The organism is Micromonospora sp. NPDC049559, from assembly GCF_040676675.1.
In the GTDB taxonomy this organism is placed as follows: domain Bacteria; phylum Actinomycetota; class Actinomycetes; order Mycobacteriales; family Micromonosporaceae; genus JBFAPK01.
The window spans coordinates 54,239-70,297 of record NZ_JBFAPK010000038.1 but is presented as its reverse complement, the minus strand read 5'-3'; the positions used below and the strand labels follow the sequence as shown (position 1 = coordinate 70,297).

Sequence of the window (16,059 nt, the reverse complement as noted above, 5' to 3'; positions counted from 1 at the left end):
CTTTCCTCAAGAGTCGCCGCCTCCGTTACCCGGGACGAGACAGCCGGCCCGCCCGTGACATCTCGCCGACCCACGCGAGGCATGTCACAGAACGACCCGGGACGTGTCACGGAACGGCCGGGCCGTCTCGTCCCGGGGGAAGACGAACTCTCCCGGGGAGGAGCTTGACCATGAGCGAGTACAGCACCAACCGGACGGTGGCAATGATCACCGGAGCGAACAAGGGGATCGGCCGGGCGACCGCCGAGCGGCTCGCCGCGCTGGGCATGACGGTCCTGATCGGCGCCCGCGACCAGGGGCGCGGTGAGCAGGCCGCCGCGGCGGTCCGGGCGGCGGGCGGCGACGCGTACGCCGTCGTCCTGGACGTCACCGACCCGGCCACCGTCGGGGCGGCCGCGCGGTGGGTCGAGGAGCGCTTCGGTCGCCTCGACGTACTGATCAACAACGCCGGCATCAGCGGTTCCGGACAGGTCTCGCCCGAGGACGCCCATGACCAGGTCCCCAGCTCCGTCGACCTGGACATGGTCCGGGCGGTCTTCGAGACCAACGTCTTCGGCGTGATCAGGGTGACCAATGCCCTGCTCCCGCTGCTGCGGCGGTCGCCGGCGCCGCGCATCGTCAACGTCAGCAGCGCCGCCGGGTCGCTGACCCTCGCCAGCGACCCGGACGGTCCGCTCGCGGGACTGCTGGCGTCGGCCGCCTACTCGCCCTCGAAGACCGCGCTGAACGGGCTGACCGTGCAGTACGCCAACGAGCTGCGCAAGGACGGCATCCTGGTCAACGCCGCCGACCCCGGCTTCGTCGACACGGACATCAACCACCACACCGGGTACCTCACGACCGCGCAGGGCGCCGCCGTGGTGGTACGCCTGGCCACGCTCGGCGCGGACGGACCCACCGGCGGGTTCTTCGCCGAGGGTGGACCGGTGCCCTGGTAGGCGCCGGGCGGCCGGGCGGCTACCGGAGCTGTCGCGCCACCTCGTGGTGCGTCACCGTGGTCTCCCGGCCGACCAGGTACTCGTCGTCCTCCGGATAGAAGACGGCCCGTTCGATGTCGTCGCCGGCGAACCCACGGACATCGTCGAGCGATCTCCACCAGCTCACCGTCGTCACCTCGGACCGGCCGTCGCCCAGGTCCCGCGTCCACATCTCGGCACCGAGATTTCCCGGCGTCCGCCGGTATTCGGCCAGGCCGGTGCGGTCGATGTAGTCGACGTACTCGCCGACCCGCTCGGTACGGACCCAACCCCGCCACATCGGCGCGATCACGCGCCGAGTCTACGAAGCGGGAACGGTCCCCGCGCCCAGCCCCGGCCGTCGGCTCGGCGTCGGGCCGGCGTGTCGCCGTTGGCGCCGCAGCACGCCCGTGAGCCGGTCGTACCGGTAGACCCGGGCGTACGACTCGGCCGGATCGCGCAGCCCCGTGACCCGTACGGTCAGCGCGCCGTGCCGGACCCGGTCGTCGGTGGTGATCCGCAACCACGGCGCGCCGTCCCGCAGCGCCGTGACCTCCTCGACGAGGCCGCCGTCGCGCCCGGCCGCGATCGCGTAGCCCGGACCGTCGGCGGGCGCGATGTCGATTCCCCCGTCCGGCCGGAGCGTGAACGTCAGTACGAGGTTTCCCCGGCCGCCGTTCGCGTCGCCCACGAAGTCGTAGAGCGGGGCGGGCTCGCCGACGTAGTACTTCAGGCGGCCCAGCCCGGTGACGTCCATGCCGTTGTAGAAGTTGCGCCCCGCGGAGTCGAGCCAGAGGTGCGGGTTGTGCGTGGGCGAATTGAAGTCCGGGCCCGAGTTGTAGGAGATGTGCCAGTGCGGGGGATTGTCCGCGTGCAGGGTGTTGTTGGTCTCGAACCCCATCAGCACGAAGCGGTGCCCCTTGGCGGCCGCGATCTCGACCAGGCCCGAGTCGCGGCAGATGGCGTGCGCCGCGACCAACTGATGGATCACCGACCGCACCGGACCGGCCGGCCACGGCACGGTCGTCCAGGGGCCGGCGACGCGGTCCGGGTCGTTGTGCTCGACGCGGTAGTTCATCCCGGGGGAGATGTCCGGGAAGCTCCAGACCTGGATCGTGGGCTCGTTCGCGCCGGCCGTCGGCTGCGTCATGGGCAGCGTGAACGCGAAGGCGTGCCGGTCGGCCGGGTCGCGCCGCAGCTCCAGCCGCAGCTCCTGGTGGACGACCGCCTCCACCGGGGTGTCCGGCCACCGGACGAGCACCTCGATGCCGGCGGCGTCACGGGGGCCGCGTACGAAGGCGTAGTACTCGGCCCGGGACGCCACGGAGTAGGTGGCGCCCGGCACGATCTCGTAGCCCGCGGGCAGGGTGATCTCGGGCTGGCCGGGCACGTCGGGCCGGCGACGTACGACGCGGAACGCGCCGTAGGCCAGCTCCTCGGCGTACGCGACACCCGGGACCGCGGCGGCCAGGCCCACGGCCGGGACGGCGGTGAGCAGCGCTCGTCGGGTCAGCGCGCCAGGCATGGCAGGGCTCCTTCGGTCGGTACGCGTCGGTTCCCCTCGGGACGATTGTGCCGGAAGGATTCGACCGTTCTCGATGATTGCGGCGCGACTGATCCGCCGTCGTGCACCGGCGTCGAACGGGAGATGAACTCGCGGCCAACGCCGTCGCCGCCGCGGTGGCGCACGGAGCGACCGCGGTGATCCGTCCGGCATAATCCCCGCGACGCAGGCGGTCGATCGGGTTCCGCGAGATCCGCAGGAGTGCGACATGTGGTGGACCGGCGCAGGGATTCTCGCTCTCGTGTTTCCCGCCGCCGCGGTCGCGGCCGGCTACCAGCTCGTCGGCTATCCCGGCGTGCCCTGCGGCTTCCTCGTCGCCGGCGTCGCCACCTGGTACGTGGGGCGCCGCATCAACCGCGATCCCGAGGACGGGCACGGCTACCACAACGACCACACCTTCTTCTCGATCCCGATGCAGTACTGGGCCGTGCTCTGGCTGTTCTTCGCGCTGGCGCAGGTCGGCAACATGCTGCTGGGACGGGCCTGGCAGTAGGAGGCCACCGGTCCACCCCGGTGGTGGATCATCAGATCTGGACCCGAGGAAGGTGGAACGAGGATGACGGAAGCGACCGCACCGGGGCGCCGGCTCCAGATCGACGTCTGGGCCGACATCGGCTGCCCGTGGTGCTACCTCGGGGAGACGCGGCTGGAGAAGGCGATCGCCGAGTCGCCGCACGCCGACTCGATCGACCTCTTCCTGCACTCCTTCGAGCTGGACCCGAACCTGCCGGCGGAGCCCCGGCCGGTGCCGGAGTACCTGGCCGAGCGGCTCGGCGTCACGACCGAGCAGGTGCTCCGGATGGAGAGCCGGATGGCGGAGATGGCCGCCGAGGAGGGCTTGCCCTACCGGGCCGAACGCCCCCACGCGAACAGCTTCGACGTGCACCGGGTCGTCCAGTTCGCGGCCGGGTACGGGCTGGCGCCGAGGCTGTTCCACGCGCTGCAACTGACGCTCTTCGGCGGTGCCCCGGACGCCTACGACCACGGGCGGATCACCGAGGTGGCCGTCGAGGTCGGCCTCGACGCGGCGCGGGTGCGCGAGGTGCTCGCCGGCGACGAGTACGCCGACGCGGTCCGCGACGACGAGCGACAGGCGGCCGAACTCGGCGTGACCGGCGTGCCCTTCACCGTCTTCGACGGCCGGCTGGCGCTGCCCGGCGCCGCGAGCGCGCGGGACTACGCCGCCGTCGTCGCGCGGGCCTGGGCGGGCGACTGAGCCGCCCGCGCCGATTTTCCCGTGACCTCCGCGTTTGTCCGGCGTTCGACCGGGTAGGGGCAAGAGTTCGGGCAAACGGGTCGGAGGGGGATCCCGATGGACGGTAGTACCGCGGTAGCGGTGATCTACTACAGCGCGACCGGTACCACCTACAAGATGGCGCAGGCGGCGGCCAGCGCGGCCGAGGCGGCCGGCGCCGCCGTACGGCTGCGCAAGGTACGGGAGTTGGCGCCCATCGAGGCGATCCGCTCCAACGAGGGCTGGGCGGCGCACCATCTGGAGACCCAGGACGTGCCCGAGGCGGAGCTGGACGACCTCGAGTGGGCCGACGTCGTGATCTTCGGTACGCCCACCCGGTACGGCGTGATGGCCGCCCAGCTCAAGCAGTTCATCGACGCGAGCGGGCCGCTCTGGGCCCGGGGCGGCCTGGTCAACAAGGTCTTCGCCGCGTTCTGCTCCACCGCGACCGCGCACGGCGGGCAGGAGGCGACCCTGCTCTCCCTGTTCAACGTCTTCTACCACTGGGGCGGGCTGGTGGTGGTCCCCGGCTACGTCGAGCCGAGCCAGTTCGTCGCCGGCAACCCGTACGGCGCCTCGCACACCAGCAACAACGGCGAGGTGCCGCCCGACGAGACGGCGCTGGCCGCCACCGCGCTGACGACCCGCCGGGCGGTGGAGATCGCCACCGCGCTGCGGCGCGGGTTCGCCGCCTGAGCCGCGGCCACCCGATGCCGTCCCCGCCGGAGCCGCCGGCGGCTCGTGACCGGTGGCCCGGCCGGGGGCTCTCGACCCGTCCGGACCACCGGCATGCCTGCATCTACCCCGGGGGCCGCGAAGTATGCCCCCGGTGGTCCGCTTCAGCCGGCGACCGCCCGGGCCGGCAGCAACCCGGCGAGCAGTTCGGCGAGGACCGCCAGGCCGTCCTGGCTCAGCACCGACTCGGGGTGGAACTGCACGCCGGCGAAGCCGCTGCCGCGTACCGCGTGCACCGCGCCGTCGCCCGGGTCCCGCGCGAGGCGTACCGCGCCGTACCGGGTGAGCGCCTCGTCCGCCCCGGCGTAGGCGGTGTAGCTGGAGTAGAAGCCGACCCGCCGTACCGCGCCGAAGAGCTCGACGTCGCGCTGGAGCCCCTGGTACGGCGCGTCCCGGCGGCGCACGGGCAGCCCGAGCAGCCCGCAGAGCAACTGGTGCCCGAGGCAGACCGCCAGCGTGGGCCGGCCCATGGCGAGCGACTCGGCGACCAGCGCGCGCAGGGCGGCCATCTTCGGATCGGTGGTGCTGGTCGGATCGCCCGGCCCGGGACCGACCACCACCAGGTCGAAGCCGCCCGCACCAGCGGCCCCGGACCGGTGGTCGCCGACCGCGTCCCGGGGGTCGGCCGCGGCGGCCCGGAGGTCGCCGGGGGCGTGCCAGGGGCGCAGCTCGACCGCGAGGCCGAGCGCCCGCAGCTCGTGCGCGAGCATGCCGGTGAAGGTGTCCTCACCGTCGACGATCAGGGCCCGCCGGCCGGCGAACTCCGGCACCACCGTCGCCCCGGGCCGCCGCTGTTCGAGCCAGAACCGGGCGAGCCGGTCGTTGCGGGCGGCCAGCGCGGCCCGTACCGCCGGGTCGTCGCCGAGGCGTACCGCGCTCGCCGGCCGGGGCGCCGCGGGCGCCCGCAGCCCGAGCGCGGCCAGCACCCCCGCGGCCTTGGCGTGCGTCTCGGCCACCTCGCCCGCCACCGTCGAGTGCCGGACCAGCGTCGCGCCGACCGGGACCCGCAGGCGGCCGTCCGGGGAGATCTCGGCGGTACGGATCAGGATCGGCGCGTCGAGCGTCTGCCGGCCCGCCTCGTCCCGGCCGAGCAGCGCCAGCACCCCGGCGTAGTAGCCGCGGCCGGTGCGCTCGTGCCGGGCGATCACCCGGCAGGCGTTCTCGATCGGGCTGCCGGTCACCGTCGGGGCGAACATGGTCTCCCGCAGCACCTCGCGCACGTCCCGGGTACCGCGCCCGGCCAGCAGGTACTCGGTGTGCGCCAGGTGGGCCATCTCCTTGAGGTACGGCCCGACCACCTGGCCGCCGTGCTCGGCGACCGTGGCCATCATCTTCAGCTCCTCGTCGAGCACCATGTACAGCTCGTCGATCTCCTTCGGATCGGCCAGGAAGCGCAGCAGCGCCTCCCGGTCGACCGGCCCGTCCGGATGCCGGAAGGTGCCGCTGATCGGGTTCATCAGCACGAGCCCGTCGTCGACGCTCACGTGCCGCTCCGGCGTCGCGCCCACCAGCGTGCGCCCGCCGGTGTGCACCAGGAACGTCCAGTACGCGCCGCGCTCGGCGGTGAGCAGCCGCCGCAGCGCCGCGGCCGCGGCGGCCAGCGGCGGCCCGACCAGCCCCGCCCGGAAGGTGCGGTGGATGACGAAGTTGGCCCCCTCGCCCCGGCCGATCTCGTCGGCGAGCACCCGGCGGACGATCTCCGCGTACTCCTCGTCGGCGATGTCGAAGCCGCCGCCCTCGGTCCGTATCGCCGCCTCGGGCAGGGCCGCGAGCAGCTCCGCCAGCGGCACCCGCCGGTGCCCGGTGACGGACAGGTACTCCAGCGGGGCGCCGTCGTCGACGCAGGCGAAGCCGCGCTCGGTGATCTGCCGGTACGGCACCATCGCCAGCGTGTACGGCCCGGCCGGTCCGTCGGGCAGGGGCAGGTCGGCGAGCGATCCGGCGGTGCGGACCGGGCCGGTCAGGAACTCCACCTCGGTGGCGCCCTCGCGGTGGAGCAGGGCGAACGGGCCGGGATCGGCGCCGTCGCCGATCGTGGTGAGCAGTTGCCGCAGCAGGTTCATGGGTCGCTTCCTCGGGCCGGGGGCCGTTCGCCGGTGCGGCCGGGCTGCGCGGGAAGGGACGGCGGCCGCCTCGACGGGCGGCCGCGTGGGAGAACTACGCGCGGGGGAGGGCCGCCGGGATGGCGGGCCACCAGGAGTTGAGTCGCGCGTTCATGCCGGCCACCCTACGGCCCGTACCGGCCCCGGTCCAGCGTTTCCCCCGGAATGGACCACGGGTGTGGCCCGGCGCGCCGGACCGGCCCGGTACGGCGGCGGAGCGCGGCGCGGCGGACGCCCACGCGGACCGGCGCCCCGGCGGGTACGGTGTGCGGCGATGAACATTCTCGCGCTCGACCTGGGCACCTCCTCGGTACGCGGGCTGGTCCTCGACGGCGCCGCCGTGCCGCTGCCCGGCGCGCTCGCCCGCCGGCGCGTGACCATCGCCGTGGGTGCCGACGGCGCGGCGACGCTGGACGGCCCCGGTTACCTCGGCGCGCTGGTGGAGTGCCTGGACGAGCTGAACGCGGGTGGTCACCTCGACGGGGTCGAGCTGGTCGCCACCGCCGCGCAGTGGCACTCGATCCTGCCGCTGGACGTCGGGGGCGTACCGCTCGGGCCGGTGCTCACCTGGCTGGACACCCGTCCCGTGCCGGCCGGGGACGCCCGGGGACCGGTCGACGAGGCGGCCTTCCACGCGCGGACCGGGACCTGGTGGCACCGGTTCTACTGGACCGTACGGGTGCCGTGGCTGCGCGGCCGCACCGGCGCGCCACCGGCCCGCTTCGCCGGGCTGGCCGAGTACGTGCTCGGCCAGCTGCTCGACGAGGCGCCGATGTCGGTCTCCGAGGCGTCCGGCACCGGACTGCTCGACCTGCGCACCCTGGAATGGGACCCGGAGGCGCTGGAGCTGGCCGGGCTGCGCGCGGCCGAGCTGCCGAGGCTCGCCCCGCTGGGCTGGCAGGGCCGGCTGCGGTCCCAGTTCCGCCGCCGCTGGCCGGGGCTGGCCGACGCCCGCTGGGCGGCGCCCACCGGCGACGGCGCGGCCTCCAACATCGGCTCCGGCTGCGTCGACCCGAGCCGCGCCGCGATCACCGTCGGCACCTCGGCGGCGGTACGGCTGGTGCAGCGCGCGCCGGTCGGCACCGAGCTGCCGCCGCTGCCGGCCGGGCTGTGGCGGTACCGGGTGGACCAGGAGCACACCGTCACCGGTACGGCGTACTCGGCCGGCGGGAACCTCTTCGCCTGGGCCCGGCGGGAGCTGCGCCTGCCCAGCGGCCCGGCGCTCGACGCGGAGCTGGCCAAGCTGACGCCGGGCAACGTCCCGGCGGCCGACCCGCGGCTCGGCGGCGACCGGCCGCCCGGCATGGCGCCGGCCGGCTCGGGGTCGATCAGCGGCATCGGTTTCAGCACCACCGCCGTGCAGATCGTCGCCGGGCTGATGAACGCGCTCTGCCAGCAGGTCGCCCGCGACCTCGTCGAGATCGAGTCGATTGTGGAGCACCCGGTCGCGGTGGTGCTCGGCGGCGGCGCGGTGGAGGCGTCGGAGTGGTGGCGGGAGGCGTTCGTGGCGGCGCTCGCGCCCCGCGAGGTGTCGCACATGACCAATCCGGAAATTGGTGCCACCGGAGCGGCGCTAGTGGCGATCGGCCGGTTTGCCGAGGCGGCCGGACTCGAATCGATCAGCCGGACGGCTGATCAAGACTAGCCGGCAACGACAGGATGGCCTTCATCACAGTATCCTTCCTGAGTCGAGTCGCAGGTCGGCCCCTTCGCTGGAGTTACCGTGCCTGATCGGATGGACGCCAAGGAGGCACGGTGGCTGTTGGTGCGGACCCGTCGCGTGGTGCCGTGCCGACGCATCGGCGTCGCCGGCTGGACGTCCGGGTGGTTCCGCACCGTCGCCGTTCGGCCCTGCGGGTGCGGGACTGGCGGATGCGCACCAAGCTCGCCGCCGTACTGGTCATCCCGTCGGTGGCGTTCCTCGTCCTCGCCACCGTGCAGACCGGCGCGCTGGTCAGCCAGGCCACCGTCCTCAACGGCTTCGCCGCGCAGGTCGGCGCCGGCCGGGAGATCACCGCGCTGATCTTCGCGCTGGAGCAGGAGCGCGACCGCACCGGCGGCGAGCTGGCCGGGCTACGCGCCGCACCGGCCCAGCGGACCGAGCCCGAGGCGGCGCTGGCCGCGCTGCGTCCGCTCTACGACGAGGCGGACCGCGCCATGTCGCGGTTCCGCGCCGCGGCGGCCCCGCTCGGCGACTCGGACGCCTCCTGGCGGATCTCGTACGACAAGGCCGACGAGGCCCTGGACGCGCTCGCGGAGATACGCACCGTCGTACCGGCCGCCGTGCTCAGCACCGAGACCATCCTGGGCAACTACAACCGGGCCATCGACGCCCTGGTCTCGCTGCTCGCCGAGCCGTCCCCCGGTACCGACGCGCCCGCGCTGACCGAGGCGGTGCTGCGCTACGTCCAGCTCGCGCAGGTGGTGGAGCTGGAGTCGCGCATCCGCGAGCAGCTCTACAGCGCCGCCCGGGCCGGCCAGTACGGGCCCGAGGGCCAGGTCAGCCTCAACGACCTGCGGTCGCAGCAGCTCGCCGCGCTGGCCGACTTCCGGGTGGCGGCGACGACCGAGCAGATCCAGCGGTACGAGCGGGCGAGCCTGGACCCGGGCTTCGTGGCCGCCACGAACCTCAAGGAGAGCAGCATCACCACCGGGGCCAGCGCGCCCGCCCCGCTGGAGCCGGACGCCTGGTGGACCGCGAGCCAGCGGCAGCAGGAACTGCTCCACGAGGTCGAGGCGAGCGTGCTGGGCGACGCGGTCGCCGAGGCCGACAGCGCCAGCGCCGCTCAGCTGAGCCGTACCCTGGTGGTCGCCGGCGCCGTGCTCGCCGTGCTGCTCGTGGCGCTGCTCGCCTCGATCGTCATCGGCCGCTCGATCGCGCGCTCGCTGCGGATGCTGCGCCGGCAGGCGCTGCGCGTCGCCCAGGTCGAGCTGCCCGACGCGCTGGAGCGGCTGCGTACCGTCAGCTCCGGCATCTCCGACATCGAGGTCCCGCCGGCCGACCTGCGTTCCATGGACGAGATCGGTGACGTCGCCGAGGCGTTCGTGGCGGTGCACCGCAGCGCCGTCACGGTCGCCGTCGAGCAGGCCATCATGCGGCGCAACGTCAACGCGATGTTCGTCAACCTCGCCCGCCGCAGCCAGGTGCTGGTCGAACGGCAGCTCGAACTGCTCGACGAGCTGGAACGGGAGGAGGCCGACCCGGACCAGCTCGACAACCTGTTCAAACTCGACCATCTCGCGGCCCGCATGCGCCGTAACGACGAGAGCCTGCTGGTCCTCGCCGGCACCGAGTCCACCCGCCGGTGGAACCGCCCCGTGCCGCTGTCGACCGTGCTGCTCGCGGCGACCGCCGAGGTGGAGCAGTACCGGCGGATCCGGCACGGCGAGGTCGCGCGGCTGCACGTGGTCGGGCACGCCGTGGCCGACCTGGTCCACCTGCTCGCCGAGCTGCTGGAGAACGCCACGTCCTTCTCCCCGCCGGACACGTTCGTGCAGCTCTCGGCCCGCGCGCACGGAACCGACCAGGCGGTGATCGAGATCGCGGACGAGGGGCTGGGGATGAGCCTGGCCGCGCTGGAGGAGGCGAACGAGCTGCTCGCCGCCCCGCCGCCGGCCGACGTGGCCGCCTCCGAGCGGATGGGCCTCTTCGTCGTCGGGCACCTGGCGGTCCGGCAGCACATCCGGGTGCAGCTGCGTGGTGCCGAGCGGGGGCTGGTGGCCGTCGTCTGGCTGCCCGCCGCCCTGCTCGCCCCGGCGCCCCGCGAGGACGAGACGTCCTCCCCGTCCCGCCGGGTGCTGGCCGCGCTCACGCCCGACGACGGGGAGGCGGGCGGCGCCGCCGGGCCGGTCGGCCCCGTGCCGGCGCCGTCGCCCCGGACGGCCGCCGCCGACGACCCCGACCCCCAGTCCCGCCCGTCGAGGCCGGTGCCGGTACGCGCCGGCGACATCCTCGCCACCGCCGGGGGTACCGACGGGCCGGCCGTGAGCACCTGGTGGTCCCGCTCGGGCGGCCGTCCCGCCGCCCCGGTGCAGGGCGCGCTCGGCACCCCGGTACCGCCGCAGGTGCCGGTCACCGCCGGCACCAACGCCAGCGGGCTGCCGGTGCGGGTACCGATGGCGCAGCTGCCGGGCGTGAGCGGGGCGGCCCCGACCCCCGCCGTGCCGGCGCCACGGCACGAACCAGACCCCGAGGCCGTCGGCGGGATGTTGTCGCGGTACTACGGTGGGCTGCGTCGGGCGGAAGCCGAGGACACCACCGAGATAACCATGCCGCCGGCGGGCGCGCACAGTGAAGGGAAGTCACAGTGAAAACGCTCAGTCAAGAGGCACGGGACCTGAGCTGGCTGGTCAGCGGGTTCGCCGAGCGAGTTCCGGGGGTGGCGCACGCCATCGTGGTCTCGTCGGACGGGCTGCTGATCGCGATCTCCGACAACCTGCCGCGGGATCACGCCGACAAGCTCTCGGCCGTGACCTCGGGTCTGATGAGCATCACGGTGGGCGCGGCGCAGATGTTCGACGGCGACGTGGTCAAGCAGACGGTCGTCGAGATGGGGCGCGGGTACTTCCTGGTCATGCAGATCCGGGACGGCTCCATCCTGGCCACGCTGGCGGCGAGCGACGCCGACATCGGCGTGGTGGGCTACGAGATGGCCCGGCTCGCCAAGCAGGCGGGGGAGATGCTGACCCCGGCCCTGCGCGCGGAGCTGCAGCAGGCGCTGCCGCGCTGACGGGCGCGGTTCCGCCCGCCCGTCCGGGGCGGCGGGTGTGGCGTTTCCGGCGGCGTTCCGCCGCCGCGGCCGGTGGCCGCTCCGTGCCCGGATCCGTCCCGTGGGCGGGACCGTCCCCACGTCCCGTCCCCGGGACCGTGCCGGCCAGCCCGTCCCCGGGACCGTGCCGGCCAGCCCGCCCGGGGGATCCGGCCGGCCGCCGTTTCCGGCGCCGGCCCTGGTCGGTGCGGTCCGGCGTCCGGACGGACGTGGTCGGGCGGTCCGGCGTCCGCTGCGGCGATGGTCAGGCGAGGCGGTCCAGCAGGACGGCGAGCTGCTCGCTCAGCCACGCCTCGACCTGGTCGCGCTCCGGACCGGACCAGCCGCGGGTCGCCCCCTCCACCAACATGATCAGGTAGAGGTAGCAGGTGTAGAGGTCGAGCCGGCGGCGTACGGAGCGGGTCGGCTCGATCCGCCCGTGCCCGGCGCCGTTGTAGCCGTCGAGGATCTCCGGCTCGTCCTCCAGGTCACGCCGCAGCAGGAGCGAGACCAACTCCGCCACCGGATCGCCGTACAACGCCCGCTCGCCGTCGATGAATCCGGTGACCCGGGCACCGCCCGGCGCGTCGGTACGCACGAAGACGTTGCCGTCCCAGAGGTCGAAGTGGACCAGCGCCGGACGGTCGACCTCGTCGAGGAGGTCGGCGTGCCGGCGCACCAGGGCGAGGAACCGCTCGGGCGGGGCGGGCAGGCGCCGGCCGAGCCGGGCCGCGTCGTCGAGGATGTCCGCGAGCATCGCCCCGAACGCGGCCCGCCAGGAGTGCTGCCAGCTGCGGCTGCCGCGCAGCGGATAGCCGTACGCGGGGCCGGTGACCGTGTGCAGCCGGGCGGCCCGGGCGGCGGCCTGCCTGCGTACCGACGCCAGTTCCGCCGGCTCCAGCTGCTCGGCGACCGTGTTCAGCGCGACCCCGTCCACCCGGCTCAGGAAGATGAAGTCGGTGCCGATGGGGCCGCGGTCGAAGCCGGCGTGCAGCACCCGAGGTACCGCCACCCCGGCCGCGGCGGCCCGCCGGTAGAAGTCGGCCTCGGTGTGCATCAGGTCGACCTCGTGCGTGAGCAGCTTCAACTCGGGCGGAGGAGCGATTTTGAGGATCAGCTCGGTACCGTCGTCGAGCGTCACCGCGTAGGCGGCGTTGTAGGAGCCGTCGGCGAGTTCCCGCCAGCCCTTGACCTCGGCCCGCCCGGCGAACGCGTGCCGGACCAGGATGGCCAGCTCCGACTCGGTGATTCTCCGCTTGGTCAGACTCTCCACATCGTCCTCTCCACCAGTCGGGTGGCCCGTAGAGCGCTCCCAGTCACGGTAGTCGATCCATCGTCGGCCATGCCGCACCGGGGGTCGGCCCGCGACGGCGTACCGGCGGCTTGGCCGCCGCCCGCTCGCGGCCGGGTCCGGCCCGGACCCTCGGACGGCGGTGGCCCGCGCGCGGGCGGATGGGCGAAGATGGCACCGTGACGAGTCGGACCGCCGGTGTTCGTGTCCTCGGCTACTTTCGGGTGACTGTCATCCTGCGGGGCGTCGCCGCACCGCCCGAGGAGGTGCTGGGCGCGCTGCCCCGGGAACCGGACCGGCACATCGTCGTCGTCGCCGCGCGGCCACCGCTGCCGGTGGGTGAGCTGGCCGAGGTGCTCGGGGAGCGGCTGCCGGTGGGGTGCCGCTCGATCCGGCTGGTGCTCTCGCACGCGGGGCACCCGGAGGTGGCGCAGCCGCTCGCCGAGGCCCTGCGCATCGAGGTGGTGGCGCCGACCGGCGCGGTGATCCTGCTGCCGGGCGGGCAGGTCTTCGTGACCGACGGGAGCTGGGCGTCCTTCCGCCCGGGGCAGCCGGCCGTACGGTACGGCGCCCGGCATCCCGCCCCGGGCTGGGAGCCGCAGCTCGCCCCGTACGACCCGCCGCCGGGGCTGCGCCTCAGCCCGGCCCCGGCCGGGCTCTGGCTGCACGACGACGGAGCCACCGAGGACAGCGCCACCGAGGACAGGCCGGGTACCGCCCCGCCTGCCGCGGTCCTGTCCGTGCCGGTGGACCCCGAGCGACCGGCCGTCGTCATCGGCCGGCCCGAGGCTCCGCCGATCGACCCGGAGCTGGCGTGCCTCGCGCTGGAGCCGCTCACCCGGGCGGTGCGTCGGCGGTTGGTTCTGGTGCCGTACGGGCCGGACAGCGTCCGCGTCCACCGGATCGGACAGCGGTTGGCGGTGCGCACGGGCGGCGCGATCGAGGTGGTGGCGGGGGTGCCGGACACCGGTCCGGGCGGGGAGCCCGTCCTGACCACCACCGATCAGGACGGGCGGCGCGGCTGGCGGCCGTTCGGCGAGCGGTTCCTGTACCGGGCGGCGGCCGCGCCGCAACTCCTGCGCTCGCGTCCGCTGCCGGTCGCGGTGCCGGGGCTGGCGGTGGAGGTGGTCCGCGCGGGTCTCTGGCTGCACGGGGAGGGCGATCCCGACGCGGAGCGGGCGCGCCTGGTACCGGCCGACGCCCACCCGCTGATCGTGCTGGGCAGCACCGCCCTCGCCGATCTTCCGGCCCTGCCGGCGCGGCTCGACGCGCTGGTCCGGTCGCTGCCGGCCGGAGCGGTGCCCCGGCTGGTGGTGACCCGGCCGCCGGAGGACGGCCGCGCCGGCCACTGGCGTGAACTGACCGCCCGGTACGGCCCGCTGCTCGTCGTGGTCGGCGACGGCGAGCTGGCCGTCCTGCCGGACGCGGCCCGGCTCGGCACCGGCGAATACCCGGTGATCACGCCCCGGCAGCCCGAGCGGCCAGTCGAAACACCGCCGGAGACGCCAACCGAGGCACGGCCCGAGGCGCCGTCCGGAACACGTCCCGAGGCACGAGCCGCAACACCGCCGGAGGCGCGGGCCGCAACACCGCCGGAGGCGCGGGCCGCAACACCGCCGGAGGCGCGGGCCGCAACACCGCCGGAGGCGCGGGCCGTGCCGGTGCCGCCCGCCGTGCTGGTGCCGGCCGCGCAGGCGCCCGCCCCCTCCGCGCCCGAGGCCGGTGCCGACGACGCGGCGCGGCTGCGGGAACTGCTCGGCGACCGCTTCGCGGGCTACCTCGGTACGGTGGACGAGTCCGGGCTCGCCGACGCCGAGCGGGCCGCGCTCGCGGCGTACCTGGCCGGCGATCCGCTCCTCGCCGGTCCCGGATCGCCGCCCCCGGCCCGGTCCTGTCTGCTCGCCGGGGTGACCCGGCTGCGCGTGCGGCGCGGGCCGGTCTTCGCCGGCGGTTGGGTTCCGCCCTCCGGCTGGGAGCCGGGCCAGGAGGTCGCCGCCGCGGACCTGACCCGCGCCCTCGCCCCGCCGGGCGTACCGGACACCGCCGCGCCCGCGGTGCTGGCCTGGTCGGTGACCGGCCGCCGGATCCGCGACAGCGTGGTGTTCCTGCCCGGTACGCGGTTCCGGGTGCTGGTCGTCGAGGGCTCGGCGGAGCACCCGGAGCTGGTGCTGCTGCGGGAGCTGCCGTCGGGTCCGGACGGGACCTCCGACGACACGGTGCGCGAGTCGCTGCGCCGGCTGGCGGCGGCGCGGTCCCGGGCGGTGGAGGCGGTGGGCTGACCCGAACCCGGCGTCGAGCCGCGCGCGACGATTCGCGCGTCACCCGGCCGGCGGCTCCTCCTGGTCCCGGATGCCCAGCGAGTCGATGATGGACGTGCAGGCCATCAGCCAGGCCCGGCGGGTGGCGTCGGCCAGGGAGTCGTACTCGATGCGGCCGCCGGAGCGCACGTACGCGTCGAACGGGATGATCACCACGTCGCGCACCACCGCGCGGTAGCGCTCCACGATCTCGTCGAGCAGCCTGGCGTCGGTCTTCGGGTCCGCGCAGGAGACCACGGCGACCGCGTTGGCGGCCAGCTCGGCGAAGCCGCTGCGGCCGAGGTGGTCGAGCATCCACAGGCCGCTCTCCGCCACGTCCTGCTGCACGGTGGTCGGCACCACCAGGCAGTCGGCGAGGGCGGTGGCCGCGCGCCAGTTTGGCGCCCGGACGTTGTTGCCCGTGTCCACCACGAGCAGCCGGTAGTAGCGGCTCAGGGCCGTCCAGAGCTTGCCGAAGGCGGTGTCGTCGATGATGTCCATGCTGCCCGGTACGTCGTCGGAGGCCAGCACGTCGAACCGCGCGCTCTGCGGGCGCAGGTACCCGGAGAGCCGGCCCACGCTCGCCGACGTGGAGAGGAACTCGTCGATGTCGCCGAGCAGGTCGATGACGGTCTGGTGGTGGATCGCCGCCTCGGCGCGCATGCCGAGGGTGCCGCGGGTCTCGTTGTTGTCCCAGGCGAGCGTGTAGCCGCCGCGGTGGAAGCCGAGCGTCGCCGCGGCGATCAGCGCCGTCGGCGTCTTCGCCGCCCCGCCCTTGGGGTTGGCCACCACCACGGTCATCGTCCGGCTGAACGGTCGCAGCAGCCGCTTGCGCGCGGCCCGGTACAGCAACTCCTCCCGGCCCGCCGCGAGGGTGAGCATCCCGCCGGTGACCCGGTTCGCGCGACCGCGCCACCCCCACCGGGCGGGGTGTTCCGCCCGGGCGGCGACGACCGGAGCCGGGCCGCCGGTCGTGGCCGGGGCGGGATCGTCGGACGCGGCCGGGGCCGAACTCGGCGCCTGCCAGGTGCTCAGCACCGGCGGCTGTGCCTCGAAAAGGGGACGGGACCCGGATTGCACGTCCATGGAGCTTCTCTCCTCATCGGTCGGTCAGAGCGGAGCCGGGCGCGCG

13 protein-coding genes are annotated in these 16,059 nt (G+C 74.6%); 8 read left to right on the top strand and 5 right to left on the bottom strand.

All coding sequences use genetic code 11. From position 1 onward, the window contains the following. Window positions 1–170 precede the first annotated feature (170 nt). Window positions 171–938 (top strand): SDR family oxidoreductase, encoded by a 768-nt coding sequence (locus AB0J86_RS31140; RefSeq protein WP_363861226.1) that lies wholly within the window; start codon window positions 171–173, stop codon window positions 936–938. Between the two features lie 19 nt (window positions 939–957). On the opposite strand, the gene AB0J86_RS31135 is transcribed toward AB0J86_RS31140, so the two are convergent. Both AB0J86_RS31135 and AB0J86_RS31130 read right to left on the bottom strand, forming a co-directional pair. Next, window positions 958–1,269 carry a hypothetical protein gene (locus tag AB0J86_RS31135; protein ID WP_363861225.1) on the bottom strand — a complete coding sequence of 104 codons (312 nt, stop codon included), beginning with the start codon at window positions 1,267–1,269 and terminating at the stop codon, window positions 958–960. Window positions 1,270–1,278: 9 nt separating this feature from the next. Further along, on the bottom strand, window positions 1,279–2,481 hold the full coding sequence (locus tag AB0J86_RS31130) for a hypothetical protein (protein ID WP_363861224.1): 1,203 nt from the start codon (window positions 2,479–2,481) through the stop codon (window positions 1,279–1,281). A gap of 280 nt (window positions 2,482–2,761) precedes the next feature. Here AB0J86_RS31130 and AB0J86_RS31125 point away from each other — a divergent pair, with 280 nt between their 5' ends. From AB0J86_RS31125 to wrbA, 3 genes are all read left to right on the top strand, one after another. Beyond that, window positions 2,762–3,013, top strand: a complete 252-nt coding sequence (locus AB0J86_RS31125; RefSeq protein WP_363861223.1) for a hypothetical protein — start codon at window positions 2,762–2,764, stop codon at window positions 3,011–3,013. Window positions 3,014–3,076: 63 nt separating this feature from the next. Continuing rightward, a complete protein-coding gene (locus AB0J86_RS31120) occupies window positions 3,077–3,736 on the top strand; it encodes a DsbA family oxidoreductase (protein ID WP_363861222.1) in 660 nt (219 codons plus the stop codon). A 96-nt stretch (window positions 3,737–3,832) separates the two neighbouring features. Then, window positions 3,833–4,450 carry an NAD(P)H:quinone oxidoreductase gene (wrbA, locus tag AB0J86_RS31115; RefSeq protein WP_363861221.1) on the top strand — a complete coding sequence of 206 codons (618 nt, stop codon included), beginning with the start codon at window positions 3,833–3,835 and terminating at the stop codon, window positions 4,448–4,450. A 143-nt stretch (window positions 4,451–4,593) separates the two neighbouring features. On the opposite strand, the gene AB0J86_RS31110 is transcribed toward wrbA, so the two are convergent. After that, on the bottom strand, window positions 4,594–6,552 hold the full coding sequence (locus tag AB0J86_RS31110) for an anthranilate synthase family protein (protein WP_363861220.1): 1,959 nt from the start codon (window positions 6,550–6,552) through the stop codon (window positions 4,594–4,596). A 313-nt stretch (window positions 6,553–6,865) separates the two neighbouring features. Here AB0J86_RS31110 and AB0J86_RS31105 point away from each other — a divergent pair, with 313 nt between their 5' ends. From AB0J86_RS31105 to AB0J86_RS31095, 3 genes are all read left to right on the top strand, one after another. After that, window positions 6,866–8,236, top strand: a complete 1,371-nt coding sequence (locus AB0J86_RS31105; protein ID WP_363861219.1) for an FGGY family carbohydrate kinase — start codon at window positions 6,866–6,868, stop codon at window positions 8,234–8,236. Between the two features lie 110 nt (window positions 8,237–8,346). Continuing rightward, on the top strand, window positions 8,347–10,902 hold the full coding sequence (locus tag AB0J86_RS31100) for a nitrate- and nitrite sensing domain-containing protein (protein ID WP_363861218.1): 2,556 nt from the start codon (window positions 8,347–8,349) through the stop codon (window positions 10,900–10,902). Then, on the top strand, window positions 10,899–11,321 hold the full coding sequence (locus tag AB0J86_RS31095) for a roadblock/LC7 domain-containing protein (RefSeq protein WP_363861217.1): 423 nt from the start codon (window positions 10,899–10,901) through the stop codon (window positions 11,319–11,321). Before AB0J86_RS31100 ends, AB0J86_RS31095 begins: the two co-directional genes overlap by 4 nt. A gap of 283 nt (window positions 11,322–11,604) precedes the next feature. Here the strand turns inward: AB0J86_RS31095 and AB0J86_RS31090 are convergent, their stop codons facing one another. Then, complete coding sequence (locus AB0J86_RS31090; protein ID WP_363861216.1) at window positions 11,605–12,612, bottom strand: aminoglycoside phosphotransferase family protein; 1,008 nt, start codon at window positions 12,610–12,612, stop codon at window positions 11,605–11,607. Window positions 12,613–12,854: 242 nt separating this feature from the next. Between AB0J86_RS31090 and AB0J86_RS31085 the strand changes: the two genes are divergently transcribed. Next, window positions 12,855–14,909 carry a hypothetical protein gene (locus tag AB0J86_RS31085; protein ID WP_363861215.1) on the top strand — a complete coding sequence of 685 codons (2,055 nt, stop codon included), beginning with the start codon at window positions 12,855–12,857 and terminating at the stop codon, window positions 14,907–14,909. A 39-nt stretch (window positions 14,910–14,948) separates the two neighbouring features. Here the strand turns inward: AB0J86_RS31085 and AB0J86_RS31080 are convergent, their stop codons facing one another. Continuing rightward, the gene (locus AB0J86_RS31080; protein WP_363861214.1) at window positions 14,949–16,013 is read right to left on the bottom strand and encodes a cobalamin biosynthesis protein CobQ; all 1,065 of its coding nucleotides are present in this window, start codon (window positions 16,011–16,013) and stop codon (window positions 14,949–14,951) included. Between the last annotated feature and the right edge of the window lie 46 nt (window positions 16,014–16,059).

Bases quoted from the DNA above. Each gene is read 5' to 3' on its own strand.
- AB0J86_RS31140 (WP_363861226.1), top strand. From the start codon at position 171: ATGAGCGAGTACAGCACCAACCGGACGGTGGCAATGATCACCGGAGCG.
- AB0J86_RS31130 (WP_363861224.1), bottom strand. From the start codon at position 2,481: ATGCCTGGCGCGCTGACCCGACGAGCGCTGCTCACCGCCGTCCCGGCC.
- AB0J86_RS31120 (WP_363861222.1), top strand. From the start codon at position 3,077: ATGACGGAAGCGACCGCACCGGGGCGCCGGCTCCAGATCGACGTCTGG.
- wrbA (WP_363861221.1), top strand. From the start codon at position 3,833: ATGGACGGTAGTACCGCGGTAGCGGTGATCTACTACAGCGCGACCGGT.
- AB0J86_RS31110 (WP_363861220.1), bottom strand. From the start codon at position 6,552: ATGAACCTGCTGCGGCAACTGCTCACCACGATCGGCGACGGCGCCGAT.
- AB0J86_RS31105 (WP_363861219.1), top strand. From the start codon at position 6,866: ATGAACATTCTCGCGCTCGACCTGGGCACCTCCTCGGTACGCGGGCTG.
- AB0J86_RS31080 (WP_363861214.1), bottom strand. From the start codon at position 16,013: ATGGACGTGCAATCCGGGTCCCGTCCCCTTTTCGAGGCACAGCCGCCG.